19 protein-coding genes are annotated in these 26,140 nt (G+C 54.8%); 4 read left to right on the top strand and 15 right to left on the bottom strand.

What is annotated here, in order from left to right; translation table 11 throughout:
• Positions 1-33 precede the first annotated feature (33 nt).
• From katG to ACG1VR_RS12195, 11 genes are all read right to left on the bottom strand, one after another.
• A complete protein-coding gene (gene katG, locus ACG1VR_RS12245; RefSeq protein ID WP_395488898.1) occupies positions 34-2,208 on the bottom strand; it encodes a catalase/peroxidase HPI in 2,175 nt (724 codons plus the stop codon).
• A 920-nt stretch (positions 2,209-3,128) separates the two neighbouring features.
• On the bottom strand, positions 3,129-7,787 hold the full coding sequence (locus ACG1VR_RS12240; protein ID WP_395488897.1) for a hypothetical protein: 4,659 nt from the start codon (positions 7,785-7,787) through the stop codon (positions 3,129-3,131).
• Positions 7,788-7,940: 153 nt separating this feature from the next.
• The gene (locus tag ACG1VR_RS12235) at positions 7,941-9,035 is read right to left on the bottom strand and encodes an alkylhydroperoxidase domain protein (protein ID WP_395491104.1); all 1,095 of its coding nucleotides are present in this window, start codon (positions 9,033-9,035) and stop codon (positions 7,941-7,943) included.
• Positions 9,029-10,078 carry a putative FMN-dependent luciferase-like monooxygenase gene (locus tag ACG1VR_RS12230; RefSeq protein WP_395488896.1) on the bottom strand — a complete coding sequence of 350 codons (1,050 nt, stop codon included), beginning with the start codon at positions 10,076-10,078 and terminating at the stop codon, positions 9,029-9,031. Before ACG1VR_RS12230 ends, ACG1VR_RS12235 begins: the two co-directional genes overlap by 7 nt.
• The gene (locus ACG1VR_RS12225) at positions 10,075-11,694 is read right to left on the bottom strand and encodes a dipeptide ABC transporter ATP-binding protein (protein WP_395488895.1); all 1,620 of its coding nucleotides are present in this window, start codon (positions 11,692-11,694) and stop codon (positions 10,075-10,077) included. Before ACG1VR_RS12225 ends, ACG1VR_RS12230 begins: the two co-directional genes overlap by 4 nt.
• Entirely contained in the window at positions 11,691-12,551 is an 861-nt protein-coding gene (locus ACG1VR_RS12220; RefSeq protein WP_395488894.1) for an ABC transporter permease, read from the bottom strand. The genes ACG1VR_RS12225 and ACG1VR_RS12220 overlap by 4 nt, the downstream gene beginning before the upstream one ends.
• A complete protein-coding gene (locus tag ACG1VR_RS12215) occupies positions 12,548-13,492 on the bottom strand; it encodes an ABC transporter permease (protein WP_016536358.1) in 945 nt (314 codons plus the stop codon). The genes ACG1VR_RS12220 and ACG1VR_RS12215 overlap by 4 nt, the downstream gene beginning before the upstream one ends.
• Before the next feature lie 11 nt (positions 13,493-13,503).
• Entirely contained in the window at positions 13,504-15,129 is a 1,626-nt protein-coding gene (locus tag ACG1VR_RS12210; RefSeq protein ID WP_395488893.1) for a TIGR04028 family ABC transporter substrate-binding protein, read from the bottom strand.
• A 117-nt stretch (positions 15,130-15,246) separates the two neighbouring features.
• Positions 15,247-15,486 carry a DUF2554 family protein gene (locus tag ACG1VR_RS12205; protein ID WP_016536360.1) on the bottom strand — a complete coding sequence of 80 codons (240 nt, stop codon included), beginning with the start codon at positions 15,484-15,486 and terminating at the stop codon, positions 15,247-15,249.
• Positions 15,487-15,638: 152 nt separating this feature from the next.
• On the bottom strand, positions 15,639-15,962 hold the full coding sequence (locus ACG1VR_RS12200) for an AzlD domain-containing protein (protein WP_395488892.1): 324 nt from the start codon (positions 15,960-15,962) through the stop codon (positions 15,639-15,641).
• Positions 15,962-16,621 (bottom strand): AzlC family ABC transporter permease, encoded by a 660-nt coding sequence (locus ACG1VR_RS12195; RefSeq protein WP_039899280.1) that lies wholly within the window; start codon positions 16,619-16,621, stop codon positions 15,962-15,964. The genes ACG1VR_RS12200 and ACG1VR_RS12195 overlap by 1 nt, the downstream gene beginning before the upstream one ends.
• Positions 16,622-16,726: 105 nt before the next feature.
• Here ACG1VR_RS12195 and ACG1VR_RS12190 point away from each other — a divergent pair, with 105 nt between their 5' ends.
• The gene (locus ACG1VR_RS12190) at positions 16,727-17,275 is read left to right on the top strand and encodes a helix-turn-helix domain-containing protein (protein WP_016536363.1); all 549 of its coding nucleotides are present in this window, start codon (positions 16,727-16,729) and stop codon (positions 17,273-17,275) included.
• A gap of 39 nt (positions 17,276-17,314) precedes the next feature.
• Here ACG1VR_RS12190 and ACG1VR_RS12185 read toward each other — a convergent pair whose 3' ends face one another.
• Positions 17,315-17,644, bottom strand: coding sequence for an SMR family transporter (locus tag ACG1VR_RS12185; protein WP_039899282.1), 330 nt, complete (start codon positions 17,642-17,644; stop codon positions 17,315-17,317).
• 327 nt (positions 17,645-17,971) lie between these two features.
• Between ACG1VR_RS12185 and nrfB the strand changes: the two genes are divergently transcribed.
• The 3 genes from nrfB to ACG1VR_RS12170 are packed head-to-tail and all read left to right on the top strand — an operon-like array spanning position 17,972 to position 23,489.
• Positions 17,972-20,197, top strand: coding sequence for a cyclic di-3',5'-guanylate-activated glycosyltransferase NrfB (nrfB, locus tag ACG1VR_RS12180; RefSeq protein WP_395488891.1), 2,226 nt, complete (start codon positions 17,972-17,974; stop codon positions 20,195-20,197).
• Entirely contained in the window at positions 20,194-22,575 is a 2,382-nt protein-coding gene (locus ACG1VR_RS12175) for a tetratricopeptide repeat protein (RefSeq protein WP_395488890.1), read from the top strand. Before nrfB ends, ACG1VR_RS12175 begins: the two co-directional genes overlap by 4 nt.
• A complete protein-coding gene (locus ACG1VR_RS12170; RefSeq protein ID WP_395488889.1) occupies positions 22,575-23,489 on the top strand; it encodes a DUF4434 domain-containing protein in 915 nt (304 codons plus the stop codon). The genes ACG1VR_RS12175 and ACG1VR_RS12170 overlap by 1 nt, the downstream gene beginning before the upstream one ends.
• Positions 23,490-23,601: 112 nt before the next feature.
• Here the strand turns inward: ACG1VR_RS12170 and ACG1VR_RS12165 are convergent, their stop codons facing one another.
• The 3 genes from ACG1VR_RS12165 to ACG1VR_RS12155 are packed head-to-tail and all read right to left on the bottom strand — an operon-like array spanning position 23,602 to position 26,134.
• Positions 23,602-23,724 (bottom strand): DUF2474 domain-containing protein, encoded by a 123-nt coding sequence (locus ACG1VR_RS12165; protein ID WP_016536368.1) that lies wholly within the window; start codon positions 23,722-23,724, stop codon positions 23,602-23,604.
• Positions 23,724-24,737 carry a cytochrome d ubiquinol oxidase subunit II gene (cydB, locus tag ACG1VR_RS12160; protein WP_395488888.1) on the bottom strand — a complete coding sequence of 338 codons (1,014 nt, stop codon included), beginning with the start codon at positions 24,735-24,737 and terminating at the stop codon, positions 23,724-23,726. Before cydB ends, ACG1VR_RS12165 begins: the two co-directional genes overlap by 1 nt.
• Positions 24,737-26,134: a cytochrome ubiquinol oxidase subunit I gene (locus tag ACG1VR_RS12155; RefSeq protein WP_016536370.1), complete on the bottom strand. Its 1,398-nt coding sequence runs from the start codon at positions 26,132-26,134 to the stop codon at positions 24,737-24,739. Before ACG1VR_RS12155 ends, cydB begins: the two co-directional genes overlap by 1 nt.
• Positions 26,135-26,140: the final 6 nt, after the last annotated feature.

The following is a 26,140-nucleotide window of genomic DNA, read 5'->3' as shown; positions in this document are numbered from 1 at the left end:
GAGGGCGTAAAGCTCTCCCTTTTTGTGAGCTAATTACTGTTGCAGGTCGAAACGGTCAAGGTTCATGACTTTAGTCCAGGCGGCGATAAAGTCTTTAACGAATTTCTCTTCTGCGTCCTGGCTGGCGTAGACTTCTGCCAGCGAGCGCAGCACCGCGTTTGAACCAAACACCAGGTCAGCGCGGGTGCCGGTGTACTTCACTTCACCGCTCAGGCGGTCACGGCCCTCGAACAGTTCAGAACCCTCTCCCGTCGCTTTCCATTCGGTACGCATATCCAGCAGGTTGGCAAAGAAGTCGTTGCTCAGCACGCCAGGGCGAGAGGTCAACACGCCGTGCTGGCTCTCATCGAAGTTAGCGCCGAGCGCACGCAGCCCGCCCACTAATACCGTCAGTTCAGGCGCGGTCAGCGTCAACTGCTGCGCTTTGTCGATCAGCAGAGCTTCGGTAGAAGTCGCATTGGCGATGCGGCGATAGTTTCTGAAGCCGTCGGCAGCGGGTTTAAGCAGCTCAAAGGATTCAATATCCGTTTGCTCCTGGCTTGCATCGACACGGCCCGGAGTAAACGGTACTTTGCGACCGCTGGCTTTTTCGATCCCGACAACGCCTGCCAGCACGATAATGTCTGCCAGAGAGGCTTTGCCTGACGCTTTTTGGATTGCCTCAAGCGTTGGAAGAGCACGGGCGGCGATGGCGTTCACATCCCAGCCGCGCTGCGGAGCCAGCGCCAGGCGAGCCCCGTTCGCGCCACCGCGTTTGTCGCCGCCGCGGAAGGTTGAGGCTGAAGCCCACGCCACGGAGACCAATTCGCTCACCGATAGGCCGGAATCAGCAATCGCCTGCTTCAGCGCTTCGATATCGGCGGTGGTAGGCGCGTGAACTGCCTGCGGTAACGGATCCTGCCAAATCAGATCTTCTTTTGGTACTTCTGGCCCAATGTATCTTGCCTTCGGCCCCATATCGCGGTGCGTCAGCTTGTACCAGGCGCGGGCGAACGCTTCGTTAAACGCCTGCGGATCGTTCAGGAAGCGGCGAGAAATTTTTTCGAACTCCGGGTCGAAACGCAGCGTAAGGTCGGTAACCAGCATGGTTGGCTTACGTTTTTTCGACGGGTCAAACGGATCGGGGATAATATCCGGTCCGTTAGTCGCTTCAAACTGGATGGCTCCGGCCGGACTGCGGGTTTGTACCCAGTCATAGCCGAACAGGTTTTCGAAGAAGTAATTGCTCCATTGGGTAGGTGTTTGGGTCCAGACCACTTCCAGGCCGGAGGTTATCGCATCCGCGCCTACGCCGCTGTTGTAGCTGTTGGCCCAGCCAAGGCCCTGGGCCTCAAGAGGGGAGGCTTCCGGGTCGGAACCAACATGCGTTGCCGCCGCGGAACCGTGGGTTTTACCCAGCGTATGGCCACCCGCTATCAGGGCGACAATCTCTTCGTCGTCCATGCCCATATTGCCGAAGGTGGCGCGAATAGCCGGGGCGGCGGAAAGCGGGTCACCGCTGTGGTTAGGGCCTTCCGGGTTGACATAAATCAGCCCCATTTCGGTTGCGCCTAAAGGTGCCTGCGCCAGGGATTCCGGATGACGGTGCTCGAGCCACTCTTTCTCGCTCCCCCAGTTCACGTCGAGATCTGGTTCCCACACGTCTTCACGCCCTGCGCCAAAACCGAAGGTGCGGAAGCCTGCGTTTTCGAGCGCCACGTTACCGGCCAGAATAATCAGGTCAGCCCAGGAAATCTTCTGTCCGTATTTTTGTTTTACTGGCCACAGCAGGCGGCGGGATTTATCGAGGCTGACGTTATCGGGCCACGAGTTAAGAGGAGCAAAACGCTGCTGGCCGCGCCCGGAGCCGCCGCGGCCGTCGCGGGAGCGATAGGTTCCTGCGCTGTGCCACGCCATGCGGATAAACAGGCCGATATAGCTGCCCCAGTCGGCAGGCCACCATGATTGAGAGTCGGTTAATACGGCTTTGATGTCGCCTTTCAGGGCGTAGTAATCAAGCTTGCTGAATTCTTTGCGGTAGCTGAAGTTTTCATCCAGCGGGTTAGAACGGTTAGAGTGCTGATTTAGCAGGTCGACGCGTAGCTGATGCGGCCACCAGTCCTGATTGCTGGTTCCCTCGCCTGCGATGTCCGTGCTCTGGCCCTGATGAAAGGGGCACTTTCCAGCGCCCGCCGGGGAAGCGTTGTGTAAGTCTGTAGAATTGCTCATTTTGCTCTCCGTTTTATATGTGCCCGTTAACCATAGTCTTTACGATTGATAATTAGAATCTGGATGAGCCTACGAATTTGATAGTTGTTACCTTTTAAACGCAAAAATTTACCGCCATCTTATTTTAGAACCGATTGGTCGGTTTGCCGGGCAAACGAGCGCTAAGTGTGCGAAAAAACCTTCATTTCGTCGAGTGTGGACTGAGAGTCCTGCTGGCAATCTCTGCGCCAAACCGCGTGTTCAAATTTGTGGGCTGGGCAACAGTGGGAATGAATGAAACAGCTTCAAGGAGGCATTGAGGAACCACTTGCCACGGGGCGCTATTACTACCCGCTACACAGGCATAAAAAGGGATCATGCGTTTGGCTTCATTCCATACTCCTGGGGAACCCGTCCTCTCATGCTTCCTGAACATCTTTCTCCCGGAGCATATCCATAAATTTATCGTTCTTCATTTGTATTGGGGAGATAAGCTGTCCGGATGTCTGGCCTTGGCTTTCGGTGCTGACAGCTACTGTTATTTCGGTTTTAAATGTCCGCATAGACGATGTCGTTTCTGGAGCGGTAGGCGGTCGCCTGGTCTGAACGTTTCCTGTAGCGTAAGTGCCAGGAGTCGAGGTTGAATTGGCTGAAAAGAGAGTAACCTGAGTTTCTGGCCCTTGAGAGGGATCATTTGGATTCATGGTGATTTCCGCGGCATCTACACCAAAAGTCGAAATATGCGGCGGGGCTGATATGAATATTTGGCATATTTCATCCTGAATAACAAATTGATTAAAAAATGACGATGAATATTTTTAGATGAAGCGATAAGGTGCCAACTTGTGGCAAGGTTTTATTCGCACTCAACATCTATGTCAGAGTAGTGAACAAGTAGTTTGATGCTACTTGTTCACTATAAAAAATTAGTGTGAGAAAAATTAATCAGGAGGGTTGAATATTCTGGAGTGGTAAGGATTATTTGGGCTAATCCCAATAGTGATAAAATGGCGATAATGGTTTATAATAGCATTAGCGCCGACAAACCCACCAGCTAAATTTTCTCTGGCAATAAATTCATAGAATGGGAATTCATATTGTCCGAAAATAAATTTAACGGAACTGACTACGGCACCGGAAAATCCCTCAACAGGCTTACCCGTCAGTTGTGCAAGGCGTTCAGCAATGCTAATTTTTCCGGGAGAAGAATCGGCACCAGAGCAAACGAAGAGCCTTATCTTGTCGAAATTCTGTGATAAGATACCCCGCATATACAGTGTGTTATAAAAATCATCAGCATTCATATAATGGATCATATCAAGCGATGCTATTCCCGGACAACCGTGAGCGAGAATATTCAACCGACGCTCAGAACCGTCCATATCAATTGCCGTAAAAGATACCTTATCACTTAAATCCGGGATTCCGGTAGTCTGTCCAGTAGTAGAATAAAAATCCAGTATTCTTGGCGACTCTATGCCCTGACTTACACCTGAATTTGGCCAGAAGGCCCGGTGGTAGCTGAGTATATGGTTATAGATATACTCGGGTACATGTCCTGCCAATATGGCTGACAGAAGATGGGTGTCATCATTTTCCATTGCGGTATAGACAATACTGTGAAGTACCCCTTCTGCCGAAATGGGTTCATGAGCAATGGTATCATATATTGCACGAGCTATAGACTGACGAAACTCCGGGATATGTGACAGGTGTAAAAGTTCATAAATAGTTGCATATTTCAAAACGCACGCTAGCGAGTGGGTTGATAAACTCAGCGGCTGGCAATTTATTTGCCGTTTTTGTCTTGCAGAGGATAAATTGCATGATGTGGACTCCAGTTGTTTGATGTACTTGCGGAATATATCAACATCACTTTGTAACTCTGTCGGGATTTTTTGTCCGACATTCACGCCACCATACTCACGATATGCGGGTTTTATTTCAAATAGGCCCCCCATTCTATTAAGCCAGTATTTACTCCCGAAAGCTTCCCCGGTTTCCGGATTAACCCGCGCATAAATGGCTTTACCTCCCTTTATTCCCACCGGGATGACGGGAACTTGCAAGCTGGTCCGCGGAAGGGTTGCCATCGTTGAAGTTGGGGGCGTTTTTTTTTGTGACCAGCCGGAGCCATTATTTTGGCCAAGCCGATTTGCCAGTTCAGCCGTTTTTTTGTCGGAGGCGAGCAGGTGCAAAATACTCTGACGAAAAGCCCTGCCGGTAAAAGTGAGTAATTCAAAGCCAGGATCGGCCGCTCTGAGAGTATTTGCTCCAAGCAAAGCCAGCTCTTTCAAAGTGGGCAAACGCGTTTCATGAAGTATATTTCTCCCTAATACTGACCAGCTCCTTATACCTGCCAGAGCGGGGGCGTGACTAAGCCCTTTTGCAACTTGCATACCAAACTTTGTACTCAGGCGGGTGGCCTGGCCAAAAACGGGAAGGAATGAAAGGGCATCCGTAAGGCATGCCGGAATTGCCTGTAAAGGATCTTTGTTAACTATACTTTCAATGCAATCATAAAAAGGAATTAAGTGTTTAATGAAACTCCAAATTTTTTGGAATTCAGATTGGTCATTGCCTGATTGATAAAGGTTATTGAAAAGCGCTTCTCGGTGTTTGTTCTTGAGCCAGTTAACAAGAGCGGCTTCATCATTATACTTTCCTGCGGTTTTATTTATACTAAATGAATATTTGAACTTGTCGGAGCCAGCTGTGAAAGTTAAGTCCCTATCATTAATTGTAAAATTCTTATCAAAACTATAATCGAACAGGCCGTGGTTGATAAAATTCGCAATATTGCGGTCTACACGGATAATTCTGTAACCCTCTGTATCACTATTGACTCCCTGTAATGCATATATTCGTTCCATTCCATTGTTATGAACCGCGAAGATGTCCGTTTTGTTGAGTCGGATATCGAAGTCATTAATATGAACGCCGCCGCCCATAGAACCCCATGCAGGTCGCTGAGAGCGTACGTGAATATCCGCAGGGTACACAAAGGACTCGGGCGATGAAATCATATCGTAATCATCTTTGCTCAGCGATTTCATCGCCGATTGAATGAGGTATGGATCTATTTCACGAAACGTGTCGGCCACGGCGGCGGTAAGTTTCTTATATTCGACGTCAAGACTATCAGGAGCCTCGCCACAAGGTTTTTTTGTGCCACGTAAATAAAATTCTATTGCTGCTTTCTGGTCTGTTTCCTTACATGATTCCGGAAATTTGTTGCAGTCGATCTCTTGTGCACCGAAGCCAGGAGTGCGAATAGCTCGTATATGAGGGATCTCAGGGCACTGAGAAATTATCTTCTCTGCCAACTTGCCTTTATTGAGCCATTGTAGAGTTGCAGAATGGTAGGCTGTATATTTATTTTCTATATCTTGCTCTAATGTCATTATTTCTTTTCTGTACAGGATGTAGCGGTTGATATCATCAAATTCATTATCACTTGCCCAATATCCCTCTGTTGAAGGGGAGAAAGTTGAAAATAGCAGTGCCGGGAATTTATAATAAATTATATTATCTTCCGCTATTCCCTCATTGACGGCTAACTGCCACATTTTTTCACCTGTACTCATCGCCTCCTGATAAGTATAGGCTTTGTCAGAGTTGAGTTGTAAAAAGCGAGAGCCAGTATAGAGATTGGCTAAATCGTAATTGCTTAGTTTGAGATTGGCTACTCGTCCGTGTGAGAAGTTAAGAAAAGGCATTTCTTCCATCAGGAAGGCGTTCCACATATCAGCTAATGCGCTACGTTGTGATAAAGGAACCTTGTCGTCTTTTAATGTTCCAGTACTATATAGTCGGCTTATTGTTAACTGAATATAAGCATCTTTAATGGTTGAGGTTTGTTTAAAATAATATGAACGCACCTTATCTATAAGGATCTTTTCTGGGGAGCAGCCGAGAACATTATTAAATGCCCACCTCCGCACCACCGAGCCTGCTTGAGCAAAAGAAATTTTTTCATCTTTCGCTCCCCCATATTGATAGCTGGCTGCTAAAATTTTACTGGCGAGTAATTTTATTTTTGTTTTATATTCAGTTGCGTTGTGATTTTGGTTGAATAGATAACTGGCCAGCGCAGCAAGCATTTTTTCTTTACTCACAGTACTGATTTTTTCCGTTTCATCTAAGAATAGAATGCCTTTTTTACTAAGCATTTTGATAATGCTGTGATTTTCTTTATTCATAACTCTAGGTGGCTTATCCGGCGGGTGCCGTTTGACCTTACCCGGCGGGAGTTCACTGCTTTGCCCATCTGCTGTTGTTGCCTCTGCCTGATGCGGTGACCCGGTTCTGTCCCACAGCACTTTTCCGGCCAGGCCAAGCCCTGTCAGACCTGCTACGGTACCGGCGGCAATGACCGTTTTGCTCTTTAATGCCCGCACATATGAAGTCACCAATGGCGCAGCCGCTGCCGCCGCGACCAGAGGAAGCAGGGCTTCCCCCCCAGACCTTTGCGCCGCCGGGGAAGAATAAGCCTGCACAATACTGCCTTCTATCTCCGGAGGCAGCGGTTTCGGGTGGGTTGTGGCATCGCATTGGGTATTGAGGTGGGTGTACGTAATAACACTATTGTTCACCTGCTGATGGGTTTTAGCGCTGCGGGTGGCACAGTTCATCAGCAGTGAAAGCCCACTTTGCTGCCTGAATTTATCTACGGCCAGCAGGTGTGCCTGTTCAGCCAGAGAGCCGTCTGCTTCCGGAACGACTAGTGGCCTGTTCAGCACCGTACCACGGATGAAAGACTGGGGAGTGGCGGTTGAATTCGACGTAAACGCGGTAATCCTGGAAGCTGAGGTCGCGCCGGATACTTCAATACAGCTATCAACCTCAAAAGCAGGTGCCTGTTGTAGTGACCCCCTCGGGAGGTTATTACGAGCCATCAGGCCCAGCGCATTCCAGCAGTGGCTGAGGCGGATAAAAAGATTGGCGATGGAGGCCGGAAGCCTGAGCAATCCGCGCTGGGCCGCTCCCCGGTCACTCATCCAGTGTTTTGCAACCAGAGCGGTGACGGCCAAAGCAGTGAACACCGTGCTGGATGATTGATTTTCCTCATCGCCCAGAAACTGGTGCACGAAGGCCTCTCCAAGCCAGCCGGTCACCGTCTCTCTGATATAGCAGGCAGATTGAGAAAAGATAGTGTTGTCGGGCAAGAACCAGGAAGCCAGCCCGAGCGCCTGCAATATCGCTGTATCTATATTTCTGCGCTCGGTAATGGCGGTATAAAGACTGTTGGCGGCAATAGCGAGATTGGCGGGAACACCGGGGAGTAATTTTGAAAGACAGAAAGAGAGGATTTTGCTCTCTTCATGGTTGCCCAGGGTTGCCATCAACTGCTGAATGCTACGTCGGCAATCCTCGGTGAAAGGAACAAGTGAGTCTGCATTTTGTTCGGGTGAATTTTTCCCGTTACAGGTGGTGTCGCTGGCATCAAACCAGGCTTCCTCCACCCGGATGCTGTCTTCAGCATCGAACCAGGTGTCCGGCTCTTCCGCTATCGGAATAGCATTGTCCCCTGACGGCCTGAATGTAGATAAATATAAAATGTGGGAGTTGCAAGGGGGGCTGATATGAGCATTCGGCATGTTACCTCTGGTAAAAGCTAATATGAAAATAACATTCACATTTAACTCTTTAATTAAGATCTTTAATTAAAGAAAACGCTCTTAATAGGGGGCAGTGGCTTGAGGGATATATTCCTTGCCCCCAGCGAAGAGGGCAAGGGGGTTATTTATCTATCAGTTAAACGGTTCGCCGAGGGTTAGCATCAGCCGATTTGCCCAGGCAAAGAATGCGGTTGATTGCACCAGATCAAGCAGTTCCAGCTCGCTAAGGCCTTGCTCCCTGAGGGCGTTTATTTGCTGTGCGCTGGCGCTGGCCGGGGTGGCAGAAAGCGCGGCTGAAAAGTTAATTTCCGCCTGCCAGCGTGGAGACTGCCCGTCGCTAAGCGTATTGCCGGGTGCAATAGCCAGCAGGCGCTCAACCGATTCGTTGTGTTTAGAAAGCTGGCTGGCTTTACGGGCGTGAACCGACGCGCAATAGATGCAGCCGTTAACCTTGCTGGCAACGGTCGCAGCTAATTCACGCTCGGCGCGCGGCAGGCCGCCGGGCGTATAGAAAATGCCTTTATCGGTTAGCGTTCGCTGTTCCAGCACCGGCAGGTTGCGCCCCAGAAGTCGGAAGTAGTCGGAGTCCTGGTGGCCGAAGCGCTTCAGGGTTTCCTGCTGTTCAGGTGTAAACTCCGCGTAAGTTTTTGCGGCAATCCACGGTTCCCAGCCAAGCTCGGCCTGGGTGAAGGCCTGCGGTGCCGGTTTGCCAGTGTGGGACTGCGGCTGGCGGTGCCACTCTCCCGCGCCCGGAATGCGGACCTGCTCGCCGTTAACCGGCTGTCGCCCAATCAGGCGCAGGCCGCGCAGCAGGCGGGTCTGAAAGGCAACAAAGCCGATAATTTGTGACAGTGTCACTATTTCTTCTTCGCTAAACCCCGCTTCACTCAGGGCCTGAACGTCGTTCGGGGTGGCCTGCACCGGCTGGAAGCTGAGCCGTTCTGCTTGATCCAGAGCCTGTTCAAAGCGTTCGCTTGCGGCTTTTCCCGCCAGGCGTTCGGCGTAGTGTTCTGCCAGCTGCGCGTCGTCATGCCATTCGGCTACGCGCCGGGCGAGGTGCAGGCGTTCGGCCAGGGTCAGACCGCTGGCGCTGAGTTCGCCAAACAGCGCGTCATAGCTGCCCTGGGCATGTGCCGTTGCGGCTTCACGAGTTTTGCGTGCCTCCGCCAGCGCGGAGCCGGGGGTAATGTCTGCCAACCGTTCGAGCAAATCCTGATGACTCATAATGATTCCTTAGCCAGTGTCGAAGATGTAGTGCCGGGGCGAGCGCCGCTGCGCACCCAGCCAAGCGTCGGGGCAACGTGCTCCGCCAGCAGTTCGATGGATCGTAAAATGTAGGAGTGCGGTGGATCGATGGAGTGAACCTGGAACGAAAGATCGGTCACGCGCTGCAATGTGCTGTCCCGCTGTAATGACTCGATGACCTGCTGCGGCGTGCCGAGGTGGACATCAAATGCAGCGATGTGGTGGTCCAGCGTGTCACCGGGAACCGGGTGACCCTGCGCGCGGTGCTGCTCTGCCTGCTGGCGAAGTCCTCTGGCCGCAAGTTGGCGAGCCAGTTGACCGTCGTCGGTAACAAACCCGGTGCGTGAACCCAGAATCCTGGGCTCCACGCCGTCGGGTAAGGCATCCAGATAAGCATCTATTATCGGGTTTTGAATCGCGTCCAGCGGCGTGTCGAGCGCGTCCGGGCTTCGGGGCTGGGTGCGCGATAACATCAGTCCGTCACCGGCTTTACCCGCTCTTGCACCGCCGTCCACCGAGAATGTTGCCTGCCAGATACGGCTTTTCAGCAGCGGAGACGCCGGGTAGAGATGATTATCCGTTCCGCTGAGCGGCTCATCGTTAAGCGCCGAGCGCAGCAGCGCCAGGTTTTGGGCATAAATTTTACCGCGTTCGCTGCTTTGCAGGCCAAATGCCGGAAATGACCCCGGTGTTCCGCCGGAGCCTACGCCCAGTTCAAGGCGGCCACTGCTCAAAAGATCGAGCACCACGGCATCTTCCGCAACGCGCAGCGCCGATTCCATCGGCAGGGTGATTATCCCGGTGCCAAGCCGGATACGGCGGGTATGGGCGGCAACGTGGCTGAGAAAAACCAGCGGAGCGGGCAGGCCGCCTTCCGCTTCGTGAAAGTGGTGCTGCGCCACCCACGCGGCATCAAAACCGTGCCATTCGGCGTGAATAATTTGCTCGGCTGCCAGCCGGTAGCGCTCTGCGGCAGGCGCGTGGTCGAGCAGGCGGGTGAAGAAACCCAGGCGTTTAATCGTCATGCTACGTCCTTATGAATGAGGCCGGTATCGGGAATGCCGTTGAGCAACTGCCAGGTGTAATCGCTGGCAGGCGCGTTGAACACGTCGGCTATCGGGCCGTTGTCCACCAGTTGACCGGCGCGGAGCACCGAAACGCTGTGCGCAAGCTGCCGTACGGTCGCCAGATCGTGAGAGATAAACAGGTAGCTAAGCCCGAGCTGCCGTTGCAGGTCGTCCAGCAGGCGCAGGATTTGTGCCTGCACCGTGACGTCCAGCGCAGAAGTGGCTTCATCCAGCACCAGAATTTGAGGTTCCAGGATCAGCGCGCGAGCGATCGCAACGCGCTGACGCTGTCCGCCGGAAAGCTCGCGCGGCCTGCGGGTTAAAACCTCCAGCGGGAGCGCTACCCGTTTGGTAATAGCTTCGACCCGGCTGCGGCGGCCCGCTTTTGAATACTTGCCAAAGTTGAGCAGTGGCTCCTCAATAATGCGAAACAGCGTCTGGCTTGGGTCCAGAGAAGCGAAGGGGTTCTGGTACACCAGCTGAATCTTCTGGCGCAGCTGCCGCCGGGCTTCAGGGCTGAGGTCCGTGGTGTCGATGCCGTCAATCAACACTTTGCCGGAGTCAGGTTTCTGGAAGCCAAGCAGAATGCGCGCCAGGGTCGATTTACCCGAGCCGGACTCGCCCACCAGGGCGTGGGTTGTTCCCCGGGCAACGGTAAATGACACGTCATCCAATGCACGTAATGTTTGCTCGCTGCCTTTGCCCAGTGAGAAATTCAGGCTGAGATTACGGATCTCGATAGCCGCCGTCTGTGGCGCACGTAGCGGCCACGGGCGTAAAGTGCGGGACAGGCCCGGCGCGTCGGCAAACAGCTGTCGCGTATAAGGATTTTTGGGTCGCTGTACCACGTCGGCAGTCAACCCTGACTCCTGGATCCTGCCGTCACGGAAGACCAGAATGCGGTCAGATCTCTGGGCGGCAAGCGCTAAATCGTGGGTGACAAACAGCACGGCGGTGCCGGATTCACGGCGCAGGTTATCCAGCAGGTCCAGGATGCGTTTTTGTACCGTTACGTCCAGGGCGCTGGTCGGCTCGTCGGCAATAATTAGCGCGGGCTTAAGCGCGATAGCCATGGCGATTAAAACCCGCTGTTTCATACCGCCGGAAAGCTGGTGCGGGTACTGGCCAGCACGCTGCGCCGGGTAGCTAAGGCCGACTTTTTCCAGCAGGGCAACAACCTGCTCGTCACGCTGCATTTTTGGTATGCGGGTATGGAGCTTCAGCACCTCGGCAACCTGCTGCCCGATAGTTTTGACCGGGTTTAACGAACTGCCCGGGTCCTGCGGGATAAGGCTAATGCTGGCGCCGCGCAGGGCGTCGAGCTGGCGTTCAGACCAGCGGCTAATTGGTTCGCCGTTAAGGCGAATTTCCCCGGACTCGATGACGCCGTTTTCACCAAGCAGGCCGATAATCGACTGGGCGAGCGTGGTCTTTCCTGAGCCGGATTCGCCGACTATCGCCAGCACTTCACCGGCGTTCAGGCTGAACGAGGCATTGTGAACCACGCGCTTGTTCCCCCCGCGTTGGCGCCAGGCGATGCTCAAATTTTCAATCTTTAACAGCGGCGTACTCATGCAACTCTCCCGGCAAAATAGTGGCTTAAACGGTTAACGGCCAGCACCACGGCAACCACGACGATGCCGGGGAAGGTTGAGAGCCACCAGGCGGTTGCCAGATAGTTACGGCCTTCGGCTATCAGCAGGCCCCATTCCGGCGTAGGCGGCGGCGTGCCGTAGCCGAGAAAGCTCAGGGTAGAGAGTGCGAGAATGGCGCTGCCAAATTGCAGCGCGGCAAAGGCGAATACCGAAGTGAGGGCGTTCGGCAGAATATGGCGCCAGAGCACCTGCCAGAAGGTTCCGCCGCTGCCCACCGCCGCTTCTACATAGTCGCTGTGCCGCACGCGAACCACTTCGGCCCGCGCCAGACGCGTGAAATTGGCGATAGAGGTAATACCCACGGCAATGGCTGCGTTGACCGTGCCGAAGCCGAGCAGGATTATCACGCTCAGGGAAAGCAGCAGGCCAGGGATAGCCAGCAGGACGTCAACGCCGCGCATTAAAGCGCTTTCGGTTTTGCCTCCTGTTGCCCCGGCCAGTACCCCAAGTGCGCTGCCGACAACCAGCCCAAGCGCCACGGCCACCAGCGCACCTGAAAGCGAATGAGAAGCTCCCCAGACAATTCTGGCGTAAAGGTCACGGCCAAGCTGATCTGTCCCGAGCCAGTGTCCGGCCTGGGGCGCAAGCCGCTGCGCCCCGGCAACGCCTTCGGTCGGGCTCCAGGCGGTAAATAGCGAAGGAAATAGCGCCCAAAGCGCGACGACAATCACCGTCAGCCAGGCAAGCCACAGGCCGGGCTGGAAGTCAGTTTTAAAGCCGGAAAGCCGACGTAAAGAGCGGCGAGGCAGCGGAGTATTAATATCAACGGTAGTCATGCGGTAGCCCCCCGAACGGACTGAAGACGCGGATCGAGTAGCGGATAAATCAGATCCACCAGCAGGTTAATCACCACAAAGCTGAGGGCGGAAATCATCACTACCGCCTGCAAAACGGCAACATCTTGGTTGTTCACCGCCCGCTGGGTAAGCTGCCCCAGGCCGTTGAGGCCAAATACGGTTTCGGTGATAAGCGCCCCGGCGATAAGTTCGCCCAGCAGCAGCCCGGCAACCGTCAGCACCGGCAGAATCGCATTGCGGGCAACGTGCCGCCACAGCACTCCTGCGCGGCTGCCGCCTTTTGCTCTGGCAACGGAGACATAGGGCTGAGTCAGCACCTGGTCGATATTACGCATCAGCAATTGAGCCAGCGGGGCGCTAATCGGCACGGCGAGGGTGGCAACGGGTAAAATCAATCCCTGCCAGAAGCCGGGGTTGATAACCGGAATCAGCCGCCACTGGAAGGAAAACAGCTGAATAAGCGCGATGCCGAGCCAAAAAGTCGGCACCGCGACAAACAGCGCCGGAAGATTAGCAAACAGGGTGCGTAGCCAGCGTAAAGGGGCGAGGGTGGAAGCGGCAGAAATAGCCACCGCCAGCACGATGGCAGCGGCAAAACCCAGCCCCGCCAGCCGTAAAGTCGAAGGCAGATTAGCGGCGATCAGCTGGCTGACCGAAACTCCGGCCTCCACCGAGTAGCCGAACTCGCCGCGCAGCATATTGCCGAGCGTGGTCAGGTATTGCTGCCAGATTGGGGTGCTTTCCCCGTAGACCACGCGCATTTCCTGAATTTGCGCCGCGCTCAGGCCCAGGTCAGGGTTCTGGAATTTAATCAAAATGGCGTCGCCCGGCAGCAGCTGGAGCAGAATGAACGACACGCTATAGGCCGCCCAAAGTACCAGCACCGCCTGAGCAAAACGCCCGGTCAGATAACGTGTCATCGTCGCTCCCCTTAGTGTTTCTCAAGCCATGCGGCATAAAATGAAGGTCGTCCCACGGCTTCAAAGGCCACGCCTTTCAGCCACGGCGCACCGGCAAAGACCTGCGGCTCTTCGAAAATTGGAATCACATACGCCTGGTCGATAAGGTAGCGTTGAGCGTCACCGGCAAGCTGGAGGCGCTTTTGCGAGTCGACTTCGGACGAGATGCCCACCAGCAGGGCGTTCAGCTTGTCGTCACTAAACTGAGATGTGGCGCTAAGGCCGCCTTTTTGCAGCAGGGCATCGCGATTTGCCGGGTGGAACTGGCTCTTGATAACGTCCGGGTCGGCGCGGCCAACTTCAATCACGTTTACCGCCGTTTTCTGTGGATTATTGGTGTCCAGCACGCGACTGCCTGCGTCACCGGCGCGCACGCCCAGGCCGACGCCAATCTGCTTCCACTGCTGGGCTACCAGTTGCAGCACTTCTTTGTTTTGCGGCTGCGGCAGAGATTCATAGATAGTGAACGACAGCGGCTTGCCGTCTTTCTCGCGTATTCCGTTGGCCGCTTTTTTCCAGCCCGCTTCGTCCAGCAGCTTGTTAGAAAGCTCCGGGTCATATTTCAGCTTGTCGCGCAGGTCAACGTAGCCCGCCGCAGAACTGGCGATAACCGAGGTTGCCACCGGGTAGTTAGCGGAAAACAGCGTATCGACCACTTGTTGGGTATTGGTGCCGTGCAGCAGCGCCTGGCGCACTTTTACGTCGGCAACCAGCGCGTTGTCAGGGCGCAGGGCTATGCCGTCGTTGACGCCGCGAGTCGGTGCCGCATAGATCGGGAATTTTTGCTCAGTAGCCTGCTTTTCGTCATAGGCCTGTACCTGGCGAATAAAGTCCGCCTGGCCCGCCAGCAGCGCGCCGATGCGCACGCTATCTTCAGGCGTGACCAGAATTTTAATGCCGTCGAGGTTAGCCGGGCCTTGCTGCGGGCTGTTCTTTGGCCCCCACTGATAATCTTTGCGGGCCACTAAGTCGACTTCACGCCCCAGCGTTTCTTTTTGCACCACAAACGGGCCGGAGCCGATGATATTGCGGGCGTCGCCCAACTCGTCGAAATTTCGCCCCAGGGTCTTGAGTGATACCAGGCCGGAACCGATGGTGGCCGTGCCCTGCAGAAAACCAGGCGACGGTTTTTTAAAGAAAAACTTAACGGTCAGCGGGTCGACAACTTCGCTATGGTCGTAGTTATTAATGACTTCGGAAACCGGCAGGCGCAGGGCTTTGTTGCCCAGCCCGTAAGTGTCGAAGTTTTTGGCTACCGCGTTGGCATCCAGCGGTGTGCCGTCCGAGAACGTCACGCCGGGGCGCAGTTTGAAAGTGTATTCGGTTTTGTCGGCATTGCTGGTCCAGGACTCGGCAATCCACGGCTCTACCTCGAGGGTTTTCGGGTTCTGCCAGGTTAACTTGTCGGTTATCTGGTTCAGAATGCCGCCGTTCGGGTAGAAGCCCCCGGCTGGCGGATAAAGGTTGGTGTGTGCCTGTTGCTCAAGGTAAACCAATTCCCCGCCTTTTACCGGGGCGGCGCTGGCGTGGAAAGCGGCAAAAGTTGCTGCTAATGCCAGGCCGCGGGTAAGCGCGGTCCGGCGAGGCGATGATGGCATGGTGTTATCCTTTATTGTCTGATTGTTAGCGGCGCTGGCGCGCCTTGAAACTCATAACAACTCAGGCAATAAAGGATGAGAACGAAGAAAAACTGCTAACGATTGTCAGAAATTCACTTAACGCAAATAGCTGGCTGGACGTCTGTGCGTCACCTCATGGTGGTGTTCGCGAAAATCATCGGCAGAATCCTCTGCCGCCTGGCGCAGTTCATCGCTGTCGGCCTGGTGACTCAGCTGGATATCCACATCTTTCACTACGAAGTATTCATGCCCCTGGCGCTCTGCCATGGTCTGGCCGGAGAACAGAGCGGTAACAATTAATAACAGGATTGTGTTGAGTCGGTGTTTTTTGGCCATCGTGCTTCTCCTCGGCGAAACGAAGCCACTTTAACGATAATGCCACCGCGAAACTATTCGACTTTTCAAAAGTGCGTTAAAGGTTTGTCAGCAAGGTAAAAACCGGCAAGGAACCGGTTTTGTTGTGGTCTGGTTAAGGCGAAGTGTGCAGCTTAGTGGAGCCCGGCCAGTCGCAGAAGCGCGGTAACCAGCGCGGCGGCAAGAATAACGAAGATAAGCGGCACTTTACGCCAGGCCAGGAACACGGCGACGGCCACGCCCGCAAAACGTGCGTATCCGGCAAAGTGGGAGCCTTCGAAGAAGGTTGTCGCCAGCGCAACCGAGAACAGCAGGGTGGTTGCCGCGTCGTTAAGCAGCTTTTGCGAGCGATCAGAAAGCGCCATTCTGCCGCCAAGTTTTGCCCCGCTAAAGCGCATCAGCCACGTACCGGCCGAAAGCACCGCCAGCCCGGCAATAATCGTCAGGGTATTGTTCATTATTTTTTCCTCGCCAGCAGGCCAAGCATCGAAAGCAGTACCGGAAGGCCGACCGGCGCAAACGGCGTAGCCGCCAGCGAAATCGCCGCTCCCGTTGAAGCGCGAACCAGAGTGGTGCGGCTTTTAAACGCCGGGATCACCAGCGCCAGCAGAATAGCCGGGAATACGGCATCAAGGCCGATAACTTCAGGAGAAGGAAGCAGGCTGCCTACGCCCGCGCCGAGCAGGGTTCCCGCCGGCCAGAACAGCGCCACGCCGGTACCGCATAGCCAGTAGGCGGCTTTACGTTTTTCCGGTGAGGATTGGGAAAGTCCGAAAACAACGCTCTCGTCATTCATAATATGGCAGCCGACGGCGCTTAACAGGCGAGTGCCGACTAGTTCGCGCACCGCTACGCCGAAGGGAATATGGCGGGCGTTAACCAGCAGACCGGCCATGGCTGCCGCAAAAGGGTTGCCGCCGCTGGCGATAATACCGATAAACATAAATTCAGAAGCCCCGGCCAGCACCACAAAAGAGGCCAAAACCGGCAGCCAGAGCGGGAAGCCATAGGCCATTGCCAGCGAGCCGTAAGAGACACCGACCACGCCCACGGCAAGGCAGACAAGGAAAATCGCCTTTTTGGTGTCGCCCGGCAGAGCGGCAAGATGTTTGCGCATCATCTAATGTTTTCCATATCGAACGAATTTTTCATTATAATGACCGCAATCTGATGCTATATCAAGCGAACGAATCGTTCATTTTACCGAACAGCGGGTGATGCCATGACGCAGCCGATAGACACTATAGCCCTGAGCCTGGTCCGGGAGAGAAACCGCGCCGGGCTGTCGCTGGCGGAAGTTGCCCGCCGCGCCGGAATTGCAAAATCTACGCTCTCTCAGCTTGAGGCCGGGAACGGTAATCCGAGCCTGGAAACGCTGTGGGCGCTTTGCGTTGCGCTGAATATTCCTTTTGCCACGCTGCTGGAGCCACAAAGTGCCAGAACGCAGATTATACGGCGAGGGGAAGGGAGCCGGGTTTCTTCGGAGCACGCTAATTATGAGGCAATATTGCTCGCTACCTGCCCGCCAGGCGCGCGGCGGGATATCTATTTACTGGAAGCGCAGCCCGGCACGCCAAGGCTTTCAGAACCTCATTCGCCCGGATCGGTCGAGCATATTATTGTGACTCAGGGAAGGGCGCTAATTGGCCTGGTGGATGCCCCGCAAGAATTAGGCGTTGGAGATTACATTTGTTACCCGGCTGACCAGCCGCATATATTTAATGCGCTGGAGCCGGATACCATGGCAATTATGATTGCCGAGCAAAATTAAAAACGGGTAGCTTTTTGTTTTCCCCGCAACCGGGCATTATTAATGGGCGACGGATTTGGAAAACAGATTAATCACCAGCACGCCAAGAATAATCAGCGCCATCCCTGCAATAGCAGGCCAGTCGAGCTTCTGATCGAGGAAAAACCAGCCAATCAGGCCGATAAGCACAATTCCCGCGCCGGACCAGATAGCGTAAATTATGCCGGTTGGAATAGTGCGCATAGTAATAGAGAGCGCGTAGAATGCCACGCCGTAAAACAAAATGGTCACCACGCTGGGCCACAGGCGGCTGAAGCCGTCGGAGAGTTTTAATGCGGTGGTGGCAATCACTTCGGCAACGATTGCGAGAATAAGCCAGCTGTAGGTCATGTCTTGTTTCCAACGAGAGAGGGCAATTGCGGAGCGCCATTTTGCCTGGCGGACGGCGGTTGCGGAAGCCCCCTGAAGGTAAAAAAGAGTGATTATCATCTGGCTTATGAATCAACTGCCTTTATTGTTAATTGCAGATTATCTGACTGGTTTGAATGTTAATTTGGAGTTGTTCTTTAATTAAAGTCATAAATTATTTAGTATATTGTCCTTTGTAACATTATGTAATTCAATTATGATACCGGTAACATTGAGATGCGGTCAGGCACGATTAGCCCGCCTCTGGTGAGCGGCGTCGTTAACGGTAATTAACCTCAGGGGTGAGGCATGGATTGGTTAGTAGATTATTTCTCTACTTATCTGTACGGACTGAAAGTGATAGCGATTGGGCTGGCTATCCTGATGCTTATCAGCGGCATCGACGATCTTTTTATTGATATTGTGTTCTGGGTTCGCCGTGCATGGCGTGCCTGTACGGTTTATCGTCGGCATAATCATTTAGGCCATAAACAGCTTTATGAGCCGCAGGAAAAACCGCTGGCGATTATGGTGCCCGCGTGGAATGAAACCGGCGTAATCGGCAATATGGCAAGCCTTGCGGCCAGTACGCTTGATTATGAGAACTACCATATTTTTGTGGGGACCTATCCTAACGATCCGGATACCCAGCGCGACGTCGACGAAGTTTGCGCTCGTTTCCCTAACGTGCACAAAGTGGTCTGCGCTCGTCCGGGGCCGACCAGTAAAGCCGACTGCCTGAATAACATTCTTGATGCGATTTTGCAGTTTGAGCGTAACGCTCGCTTCTCCTTCTCCGGCTTTATTCTCCACGACGCAGAAGACGTTATCTCGCCTCTGGAATTAAGACTGTTCAACTATCTGGTTGACCGTAAAGACCTGATTCAGATCCCTGTTTACCCGTTTGAGCGCAGCTGGACCCACTTTACCAGCCTCAGCTATCTGGATGAGTTTTCAGAGCTGCACGGGAAAGACGTCCCGGTGCGTGAGGCGCTGGCGGGCCAGGTGCCAAGCGCCGGGGTCGGCACGTGTTTCAGCCGCCGTGCCGTGCTGGCGCTGCTTGCGGACGGTGACGGCATCGCGTTTGACGTGCAGAGTTTGACGGAAGACTACGATATCGGCTTCCGCCTGCGTCAAAAAGGCATGGAAGAAATCTTCTGCCGCTTCCCGGTGGTGGACGATACGGACAAATCGGCCAGGCCGTTCGGTCAGCGTAAACGCACTTCTAAAGTTATCTGCGTGCGCGAGTACTTCCCGGATACCTACACCACGGCGGTCCGCCAGAAATCCCGCTGGATTATCGGCATCGTTTTCCAGGGGTTTAAAACGCACCGCTGGAGCAGCAGCTGGGTGCTGAACTACTTCCTGTGGCGTGATCGTAAAGGCGCTATCGCTAACTTCCTTAGCTTTGCCGCGATGCTGGTGATGTTGCAGCTGGTTGCGCTGCTTATCTATCAGCGTAGCGTGGAAGGAGCCTGGCAGTTTCTGTCGATTTTCGTCGGCGGGGCGTGGCTCAGCACGCTGTTGTGGATCAACTTCTTCCTGATGGCGAACCGAATTTTACAGCGCATTATCTTCGTTACCGGCTATTACGGAATATGGCAGGGGCTGATGTCTATTCCGCGCCTATTCTGGGGCAACCTGATCAACTTTATGGCTAACTGGCGTGCGATTCGTCAGGTTATCCAGCACGGTGACCCGCGCCGCGTGGCCTGGGATAAAACCACCCACGACTTCCCGACCGTCAACACCCGTAACCGCGCGCTGCGCCCGCTGGGTGAGATCCTGATAGCCAACGGGGTTATCACCGAGGAACAACTGACGGAAGCGCTGCAAACCCGAACGCCAGGCCTGAAGCTTGGCGGTAGTCTGGTGAACAGCGGCATGATCACCTCCGTGCAGCTGGCCGAAGCGCTTGCCGAGCAGGCGAGCGTGCCGATGGAAATTATCGACAGCCGTCGCTTAGATGAAGCGTTAATTAAAAGGGTTCCGGCAAGCGTGGCGCTGCATTACGCGGTTCTGCCGCTGCGTGAAGTGCAAGGCACGCTTATCTTTGCCAGCGAAAGCGCCATCGACCCGGTTTCCCTCGCGGCGCTGGGGCGCAAAGTTCAGCGCCCGGTAAGCTATGTCATCGTTCCACGCGGTGAGGTTGTCGTAGGGCTGCGCTATTGGTACAGCCAGCAGAAAAACGATCCTTCCGTTCTGCTTAACAAAGCCGTTGAGGCAGGAATGCTTAGCCAGCAGCAGGCCGCTGAAATCTGGCAGGAGTATGTCTCAAGGCAAATCCTGTTTGCCGAAGTGCTGATAACTGAAAGTCACCTCGATGAGGCGGTGCTTAAAGCCGTGTTACTACGCTATGAGCGCAGCCCGATGCTGTTTGGCGAATTCCTGGTTCAGGAAGGGGTAATCAGTCAGCAGGTTGTTGACCACGCGCTGGAGCAGCAGAAAAAACTACAGCCTTCTTTAACCGCATTGATGCATAAAGCCGGACTGAGCAGCCTGCAGCTGTCCAGCCTTGCCGGGGAGGGAGCATGAAGCTTCGCCTGAAACCTTTGGCCGCGCTGGCGTGCGGCCTGTTAATTGCCGGGCAAAGCCTGGCGGCAACCGAAGGCTCAAAAGAAGACCTTGGGCTGAGCGACTATCGCTATTTTAAAGTTTACCCGCACATTGAGCGCGCGCAAAAAGCCCTTAAAGCCAACGATGAGCAGCGCGCCATCAGCAGCTTCCGTCACGCCCATGAACTTGCGCCGGACAGCGTTCGCCTGACGCTGTGGCTGGCGGAAACGTATCGCCACTTTGACCATGATGATAAAGCGAGAGAACTGCTCAAAGAACAGCTGCGCAAAACGCCGGATAATAAGCAGGTGCGCCTCGCGCTTAACGCTATTCCCCGGGAAGTTAAAAATATCACCACCCGGGATCAACTGCTGGCGCTGAGCGCGGAATGTAACGCCGAGCCTTACGCTGAATGCCGGTCTGAAGTGGGCAACTATGCCCTGAAGCTGGGCGAGCTTGAAGTGGCTTTCGCCCAGATAAACGATACTGCGTTTCGCACGTCACCGGCGGGCCATGAGCTTATCAATGGCCTGATCCAGCGTGCGATTTACCTGCAAAACTGGCAGATGGCCGATCGTGGTTTCGCTCTTCAGGATCGTTCAGCAACGCTCACAGAAGAGCAATATCAGCAATGGTTCGCTATTCTGCTGCACCTTGGGCGTGACCGCCGTATTCTCGACCTTCAGCAGCAGGGCGTGATGAACTCGCCCGGTATGCAGCTTGCCTATGCCCGCTCTCTTGCCGAGCGCAAAAAAATCCCAGAGCTGGAAAGCTATCTGGCCAGCCATAAGCCCGAGCTGGCCACCGAAAGCGAGAAGCATAACTGGCGCTATTTGATGGTGACCTGGGGCGGCATGAAAGAGCCCGCTCCGGTGCTGCCGGTGTATAAACCTAAGCCGCTTACCGCCGCTGAAATGCGCATGGCTCAGGCGCGCGTGCTCAAAGAACAGTGCGATAAAGTCATTTCGATTCTGGGCGATATGTCGCCTCAGTATGACGCCCAAAGCTGGTCTCATCTGGCGCAGTGCTACCAGCAGACCGCGCCGGGAATGGCGCTGTATGCTGCCCAGCAGGCAAACTCGCGGGACAACAATCCTTATTATGCCCGCCAGGTTTCTTACCTTGCGTTTGCGGTAGAAGATTATGAACTGGCTCAAAGCAGTATGCGCAGCGTGCCCGCTAAAGAGTTGAGCGACGAAGATGTCACCGCCGCAGCACGCAGCGCATGGCTGGCAAAAGACACCGTGGCGCAGGAGTACTGGCAGCAGGTTGCCTGGCAGCGCGGAATGCCCGAGCAGAACTTTGAAACGCCGCCGGCACAAGATGCCGCGACTCGCGGGTTCGCCTTGTTTAAAGCGGACGATATGCCCGGCGCACGCAGTGAGTTAGAAAAAGCGCTCGTCACCATGCCGGACTCCCCGGAAATCATGCGCCAGATGGTTTACATCAATCAGCGCCTGGACGACGGGGTGCAAACTCGTCGCTTTAGCGAACGCGTAGTCGACGATATCGATAACACGGTAACTCCGTCTAAGGGGCTGAGCGACGAGCAGCAGAAAGACCGCTTTGCCTTCCGCCGCGTGCATGAAGATAGCCAGCGCGGCTGGACGTTCTCCTTTGATAGCTCCCTGGGCCTGACCACCGCATCCAAAAACGTGGCCGGTGCCGACTCTTCCGGCCCACGCAACCGAAGCAGCCGCAGCTATGGCCAGCTCGAGGCGGAATACCGCATCGGCCAGAACAAAATTCTGGAAGGCGATACGCTTTCGGTCTACAGCCGCGTGTTTGGCGGCAGCGGCGAGCATACCAATATCGCACCGATTTACATGCCTGCGCTGGGGCTGGGCGTGCGCTGGAAGCCGCTGCGTGAGCAGGTCATTTATCTGGCAGTAGAGCAGCAGTTGCCGCTCGACAAAGCCACGACCGAAGCCGACGTAATGGTTCGCGCCAGCGCCTCGTTCCTGAACGGCGGCACCCACAGCGATGACTGGCACCCGCTTGGTAAAGGCTGGTTTGCGCAAAATATCTATCTGGATGCCGCGCACTATGTGAAAGGTGATAACCAGCTATATACCGCTGATTACCGTCAAAGCTGGCATCAGAAGGTTTCCGGCAGGCAAACGCTCGAACCGTACTGGCATGTGCAGTACAACAACCAGACGAAACATTCACGCAGCAGCGATACCAAACTTGCCGGGGTTGGCGTTCGCTTTAATACCTGGTTTGGCGAAACGCATTACGATGCATTCCCCCACAAGGCAAGCGTAGGTCTGGAATACCAGCGGGTGATCGACGGTCATAACCGCGATGTTGATTCCAAAAATAGTCTGTTCCTCACAATCGGAGTGCGCTGGTAATGAAATTTACTCCTGCATTAACGCTGGCGGCCGCGCTACTTTGCCCGACATACGCTCTTGCCATCAACGCGGTGATGTACCAGCCGCAGCTGCGCGATATGTCGATGACCGACCAGCAGTGGAAAAATATCCTCGGGCAGCTGAAACAGCAGGGCATCGACACCCTGGTGTTCCAGTGGAGCCGCTATGGCGACGCCTTTAACGGCGGAGAGCCGCAGCACTGGCTCGAAAACAAAGCGATGCTGGTGAAAGACAGCGGGCTGAAGCTGGTGATGGGCCTGGCGGCGGACGATAAATTCTTTGAGCGCCAGAATCAGCCGCTTTCCGCGCTGGAAAATTACTTTAACGGCCTGCGCACGCGTGATGCTGAGGTGGCCGCTCGCTGGAAGCTGGTGCTCGGGGAAGAAAATATCGCCGGGTGGTACATCAGCAGCGAACTTGATGACCGCCGCTGGCGTAGCCCGGAAATGCAGCAGGCTGCTCTTGCCTGGCTCACGAAGACCCACGAATCTCTGGCGGCGGTGGCGGATAAGCCGATTGCCGTCAGCAGCTTCTTTGCCGGAAATATGTCGCCGGACGGTTACCAGAAATGGGTCACAAACCTGAGCCATAGCGGGGTTAAAGTCTGGGTGCAGGACGGAGCGGGAACCGGCGTCATGACGCCTCAGGCACGGGCGCTGTATTTACAAACCAACAGCGGCGGGCAGGTGGTTGAACTGTTCCGTCAGGATAAAAATGCCGCCGGGTTTAGCGCTACGCCGCTCGACTCGTCTGAACAGCGTCGTTTGCTGGAGACTCGCCCTCCGGCGGGGAAAGACAGGGTGTACTTCTCGCTGCGCTATATGGGCGCCGCTGCCGGAATATTACAATATCGCAATTCTCCGCCGGTAAATATTGACGCAGAGAAAAAGTAAAATGATTAACGGCCCTTTATTCAATGAAAAAAGGGCCGTTAATTTTATTTTTTGAAGACTTCGATATTCACGTTTTTATGATTCGATCCGCTTCGTTTATACCCGAGAATAGCTATGACTTAAATCCGGCTGCGTTCATCAATAAACGAAACCCCATTCCTACGGCGGCCAGCGCTAATACGCTGGCGCTCCATAAAATCACCATCCACATCACTCTTTTGGCCGTCTGTTTCATCAGTGATATCCCTCCCCGGGCTGCACTTTGCCGCGAAACACGTAGTAGCTCCAGAAGGTGTAAACCAGGATTATCGGGATAATAAACAGCGCGCCAACCAGCATGAAGCCCTGGCTCTGCGGCGGCGCGGCCGCGTCCCACAGCGTGATGCCCGGCGGGATGATATTAGGCCAGATGCTGATGCCGAGGCCGCTAAAACCGAGGAAGACAAGCCCCAGAGTCAGCACAAACGGCGTTGAGTGCAGGCTTTGGTGCGAGCGAACGCTGCGCCACAGCCACAGGCTACACAACACAACCAGCAGCGGAACCGGCAGCAAGAACAGCAGGTTTGGCATGCTGAACCAGCGTATCGCAATGGCCGGGTGGCGCAGTGGCGTCCAGATGCTTATCGCGGCAATCACCGCCAGCAGACCCAGCAGCAGGCCGGAGGTCAGGATGCGCATTTTGTGATGCAAAGCGCCTTCACTTTTCATCACAAGCCAGGTTGCGCCAAGGAGGGCATAAGCGATGGTCAGCCCCACGCCGCAGAACAAGTTGAAAGGGGTAAGCCAGTCGAGTTGGCTCCCGGCAAACTGACGGCCGCTAACTTCAAAGCCGGAAATCACCGCGCCAACCACAATCCCCTGGCAAAAAGTCGCCAGAATAGAGCCGCCCAGAAAGGCTTGATCCCAGAACGGGCGGTGAGCGGGCGTTGCCTTAAAGCGAAACTCAAACGCCACGCCGCGGAAAATCAGACCCACCAGCATCAGCGTTAGCGGAATAGTCAGCGCATCTATGATGACGGCATAAGCCAGAGGGAATGCCCCGAACAGCGCCGCGCCGCCGAGTACCAGCCAGGTTTCGTTCCCGTCCCATACCGGCGTAACGCTGTTGACCATCACGTCACGATCTTCTCCGCTGCGGATGAAGGGGAAAAGAATGCCAATGCCCAGGTCAAAGCCGTCCATCACGATATACATCAGGGTGGCAAAGACGATGATAACGAACCAGATAACGGATAAATCGATGCCCATTAGCGCTGCTCCTCAAGAGATTCTGTCACCGCAGAAAGCGGGCGTGCCGGAGTGCCGGTGGCCGGTGAGTCGCCGTCAAATGGCTGTGGCCCTTTTCTGATAAGCCGGATCATGTAGCTATACCCGATGCCGAACACCGACATATAAACCACGAAGAAGGCGGCGAGACTGATGCTCATTTGCAGCGTTCCGTGGGCTGAGACGGCATCTTTAGTGCGCAGCAGGCCGTAAACGACCCACGGCTGGCGGCCAACTTCGGTGGTGACCCATCCGGCGAGAATGGCAATCAGCCCAGAAGGCCCCATCCACAGCGCAAAATGCAGGAACGGGCGGCTGGTATACAGGCGCTGGCGATAACGCAGCCACAGGCTGGCAATGCCGAGTGCGATCATCAGCATGCCCAGCCCGGCCATAATGCGAAACGACCAGAAAACAATCGGCGAGTTAGGCCGGTCTTCCTTTGGAAACTCCTTCAGCGCCGGAACCTGTTTGTCCAGGCTGTGGGTCAGGATCAGGCTGCCAAGGGCAGGGATTTCGAGGCCGTAGCGCGTGCGCTCCTGTTCCATATCCGGCAGCCCAAACAGCAGCAGAGGAGTAGGTTCGCCTGGAACGTTTTCCCAGTGGCCTTCAATGGCGGCTATTTTCGCCGGTTGATGCTTGAGAGTATTCAGGCCGTGCATATCGCCGATCATCGCCTGAAGCGGGGCGACAATGACTGCCATCCACAGCGCCATTGAAAACATCGTGCGGATTGCCGGGCTGTTATTACCGCGCAGCAGGTGCCATGCGGCAGAGGCGCCAACAAAAAAGGCGCTGCTGAGGAACGCGGCCACCGACATGTGCAGCAGGCGGTAAGGGAAGGAGGGGTTAAACACCACCGCCAGCCAGTCTACCGGCACCACCTGCCCGTTGTGGATCTCGAAGCCCTGTGGCGTTTGCATCCAGCTGTTAGACGCGAGGATCCAGAAGGTCGAGATAATGGTGCCGAGCGCCACCATACAGGTGGCGAAGAAGTGCAGGCCGGGGCCAACGCGGTTCCAGCCGAACAGCATTACGCCGAGGAAACCCGCTTCGAGGAAGAAGGCGGTGAGAACTTCGTAGGTCAGCAGGGGGCCGGTAATACTGCCCGCAAACTGCGAGAACCCGCTCCAGTTGGTGCCAAATTGATAAGCCATCACCAGCCCGGAGACCACGCCCATACCAAAGTTAACGGCAAAAATTTTTGACCAGAACTGGTACAGCGAGCGGTACACCGGATTTTTAGACCTCAGCCACAGCCCCTCCAGCACCGCGAGGTAGCTGGCAAGACCGATGGTGATAGCCGGGAAAATAATGTGGAAGGAGACAGTAAAAGCAAACTGGATCCTCGCGAGGTGGAAAGCGTCTAAACCGAACATGCAGAA

Origin of the sequence: Cedecea davisae (genome assembly GCF_044095835.1) — a bacterium.
GTDB lineage: Bacteria > Pseudomonadota > Gammaproteobacteria > Enterobacterales > Enterobacteriaceae > Cedecea > Cedecea davisae.
Note: the sequence above shows the minus strand (reverse complement) of the source record. Positions and strands in the feature narration are given on the sequence as shown.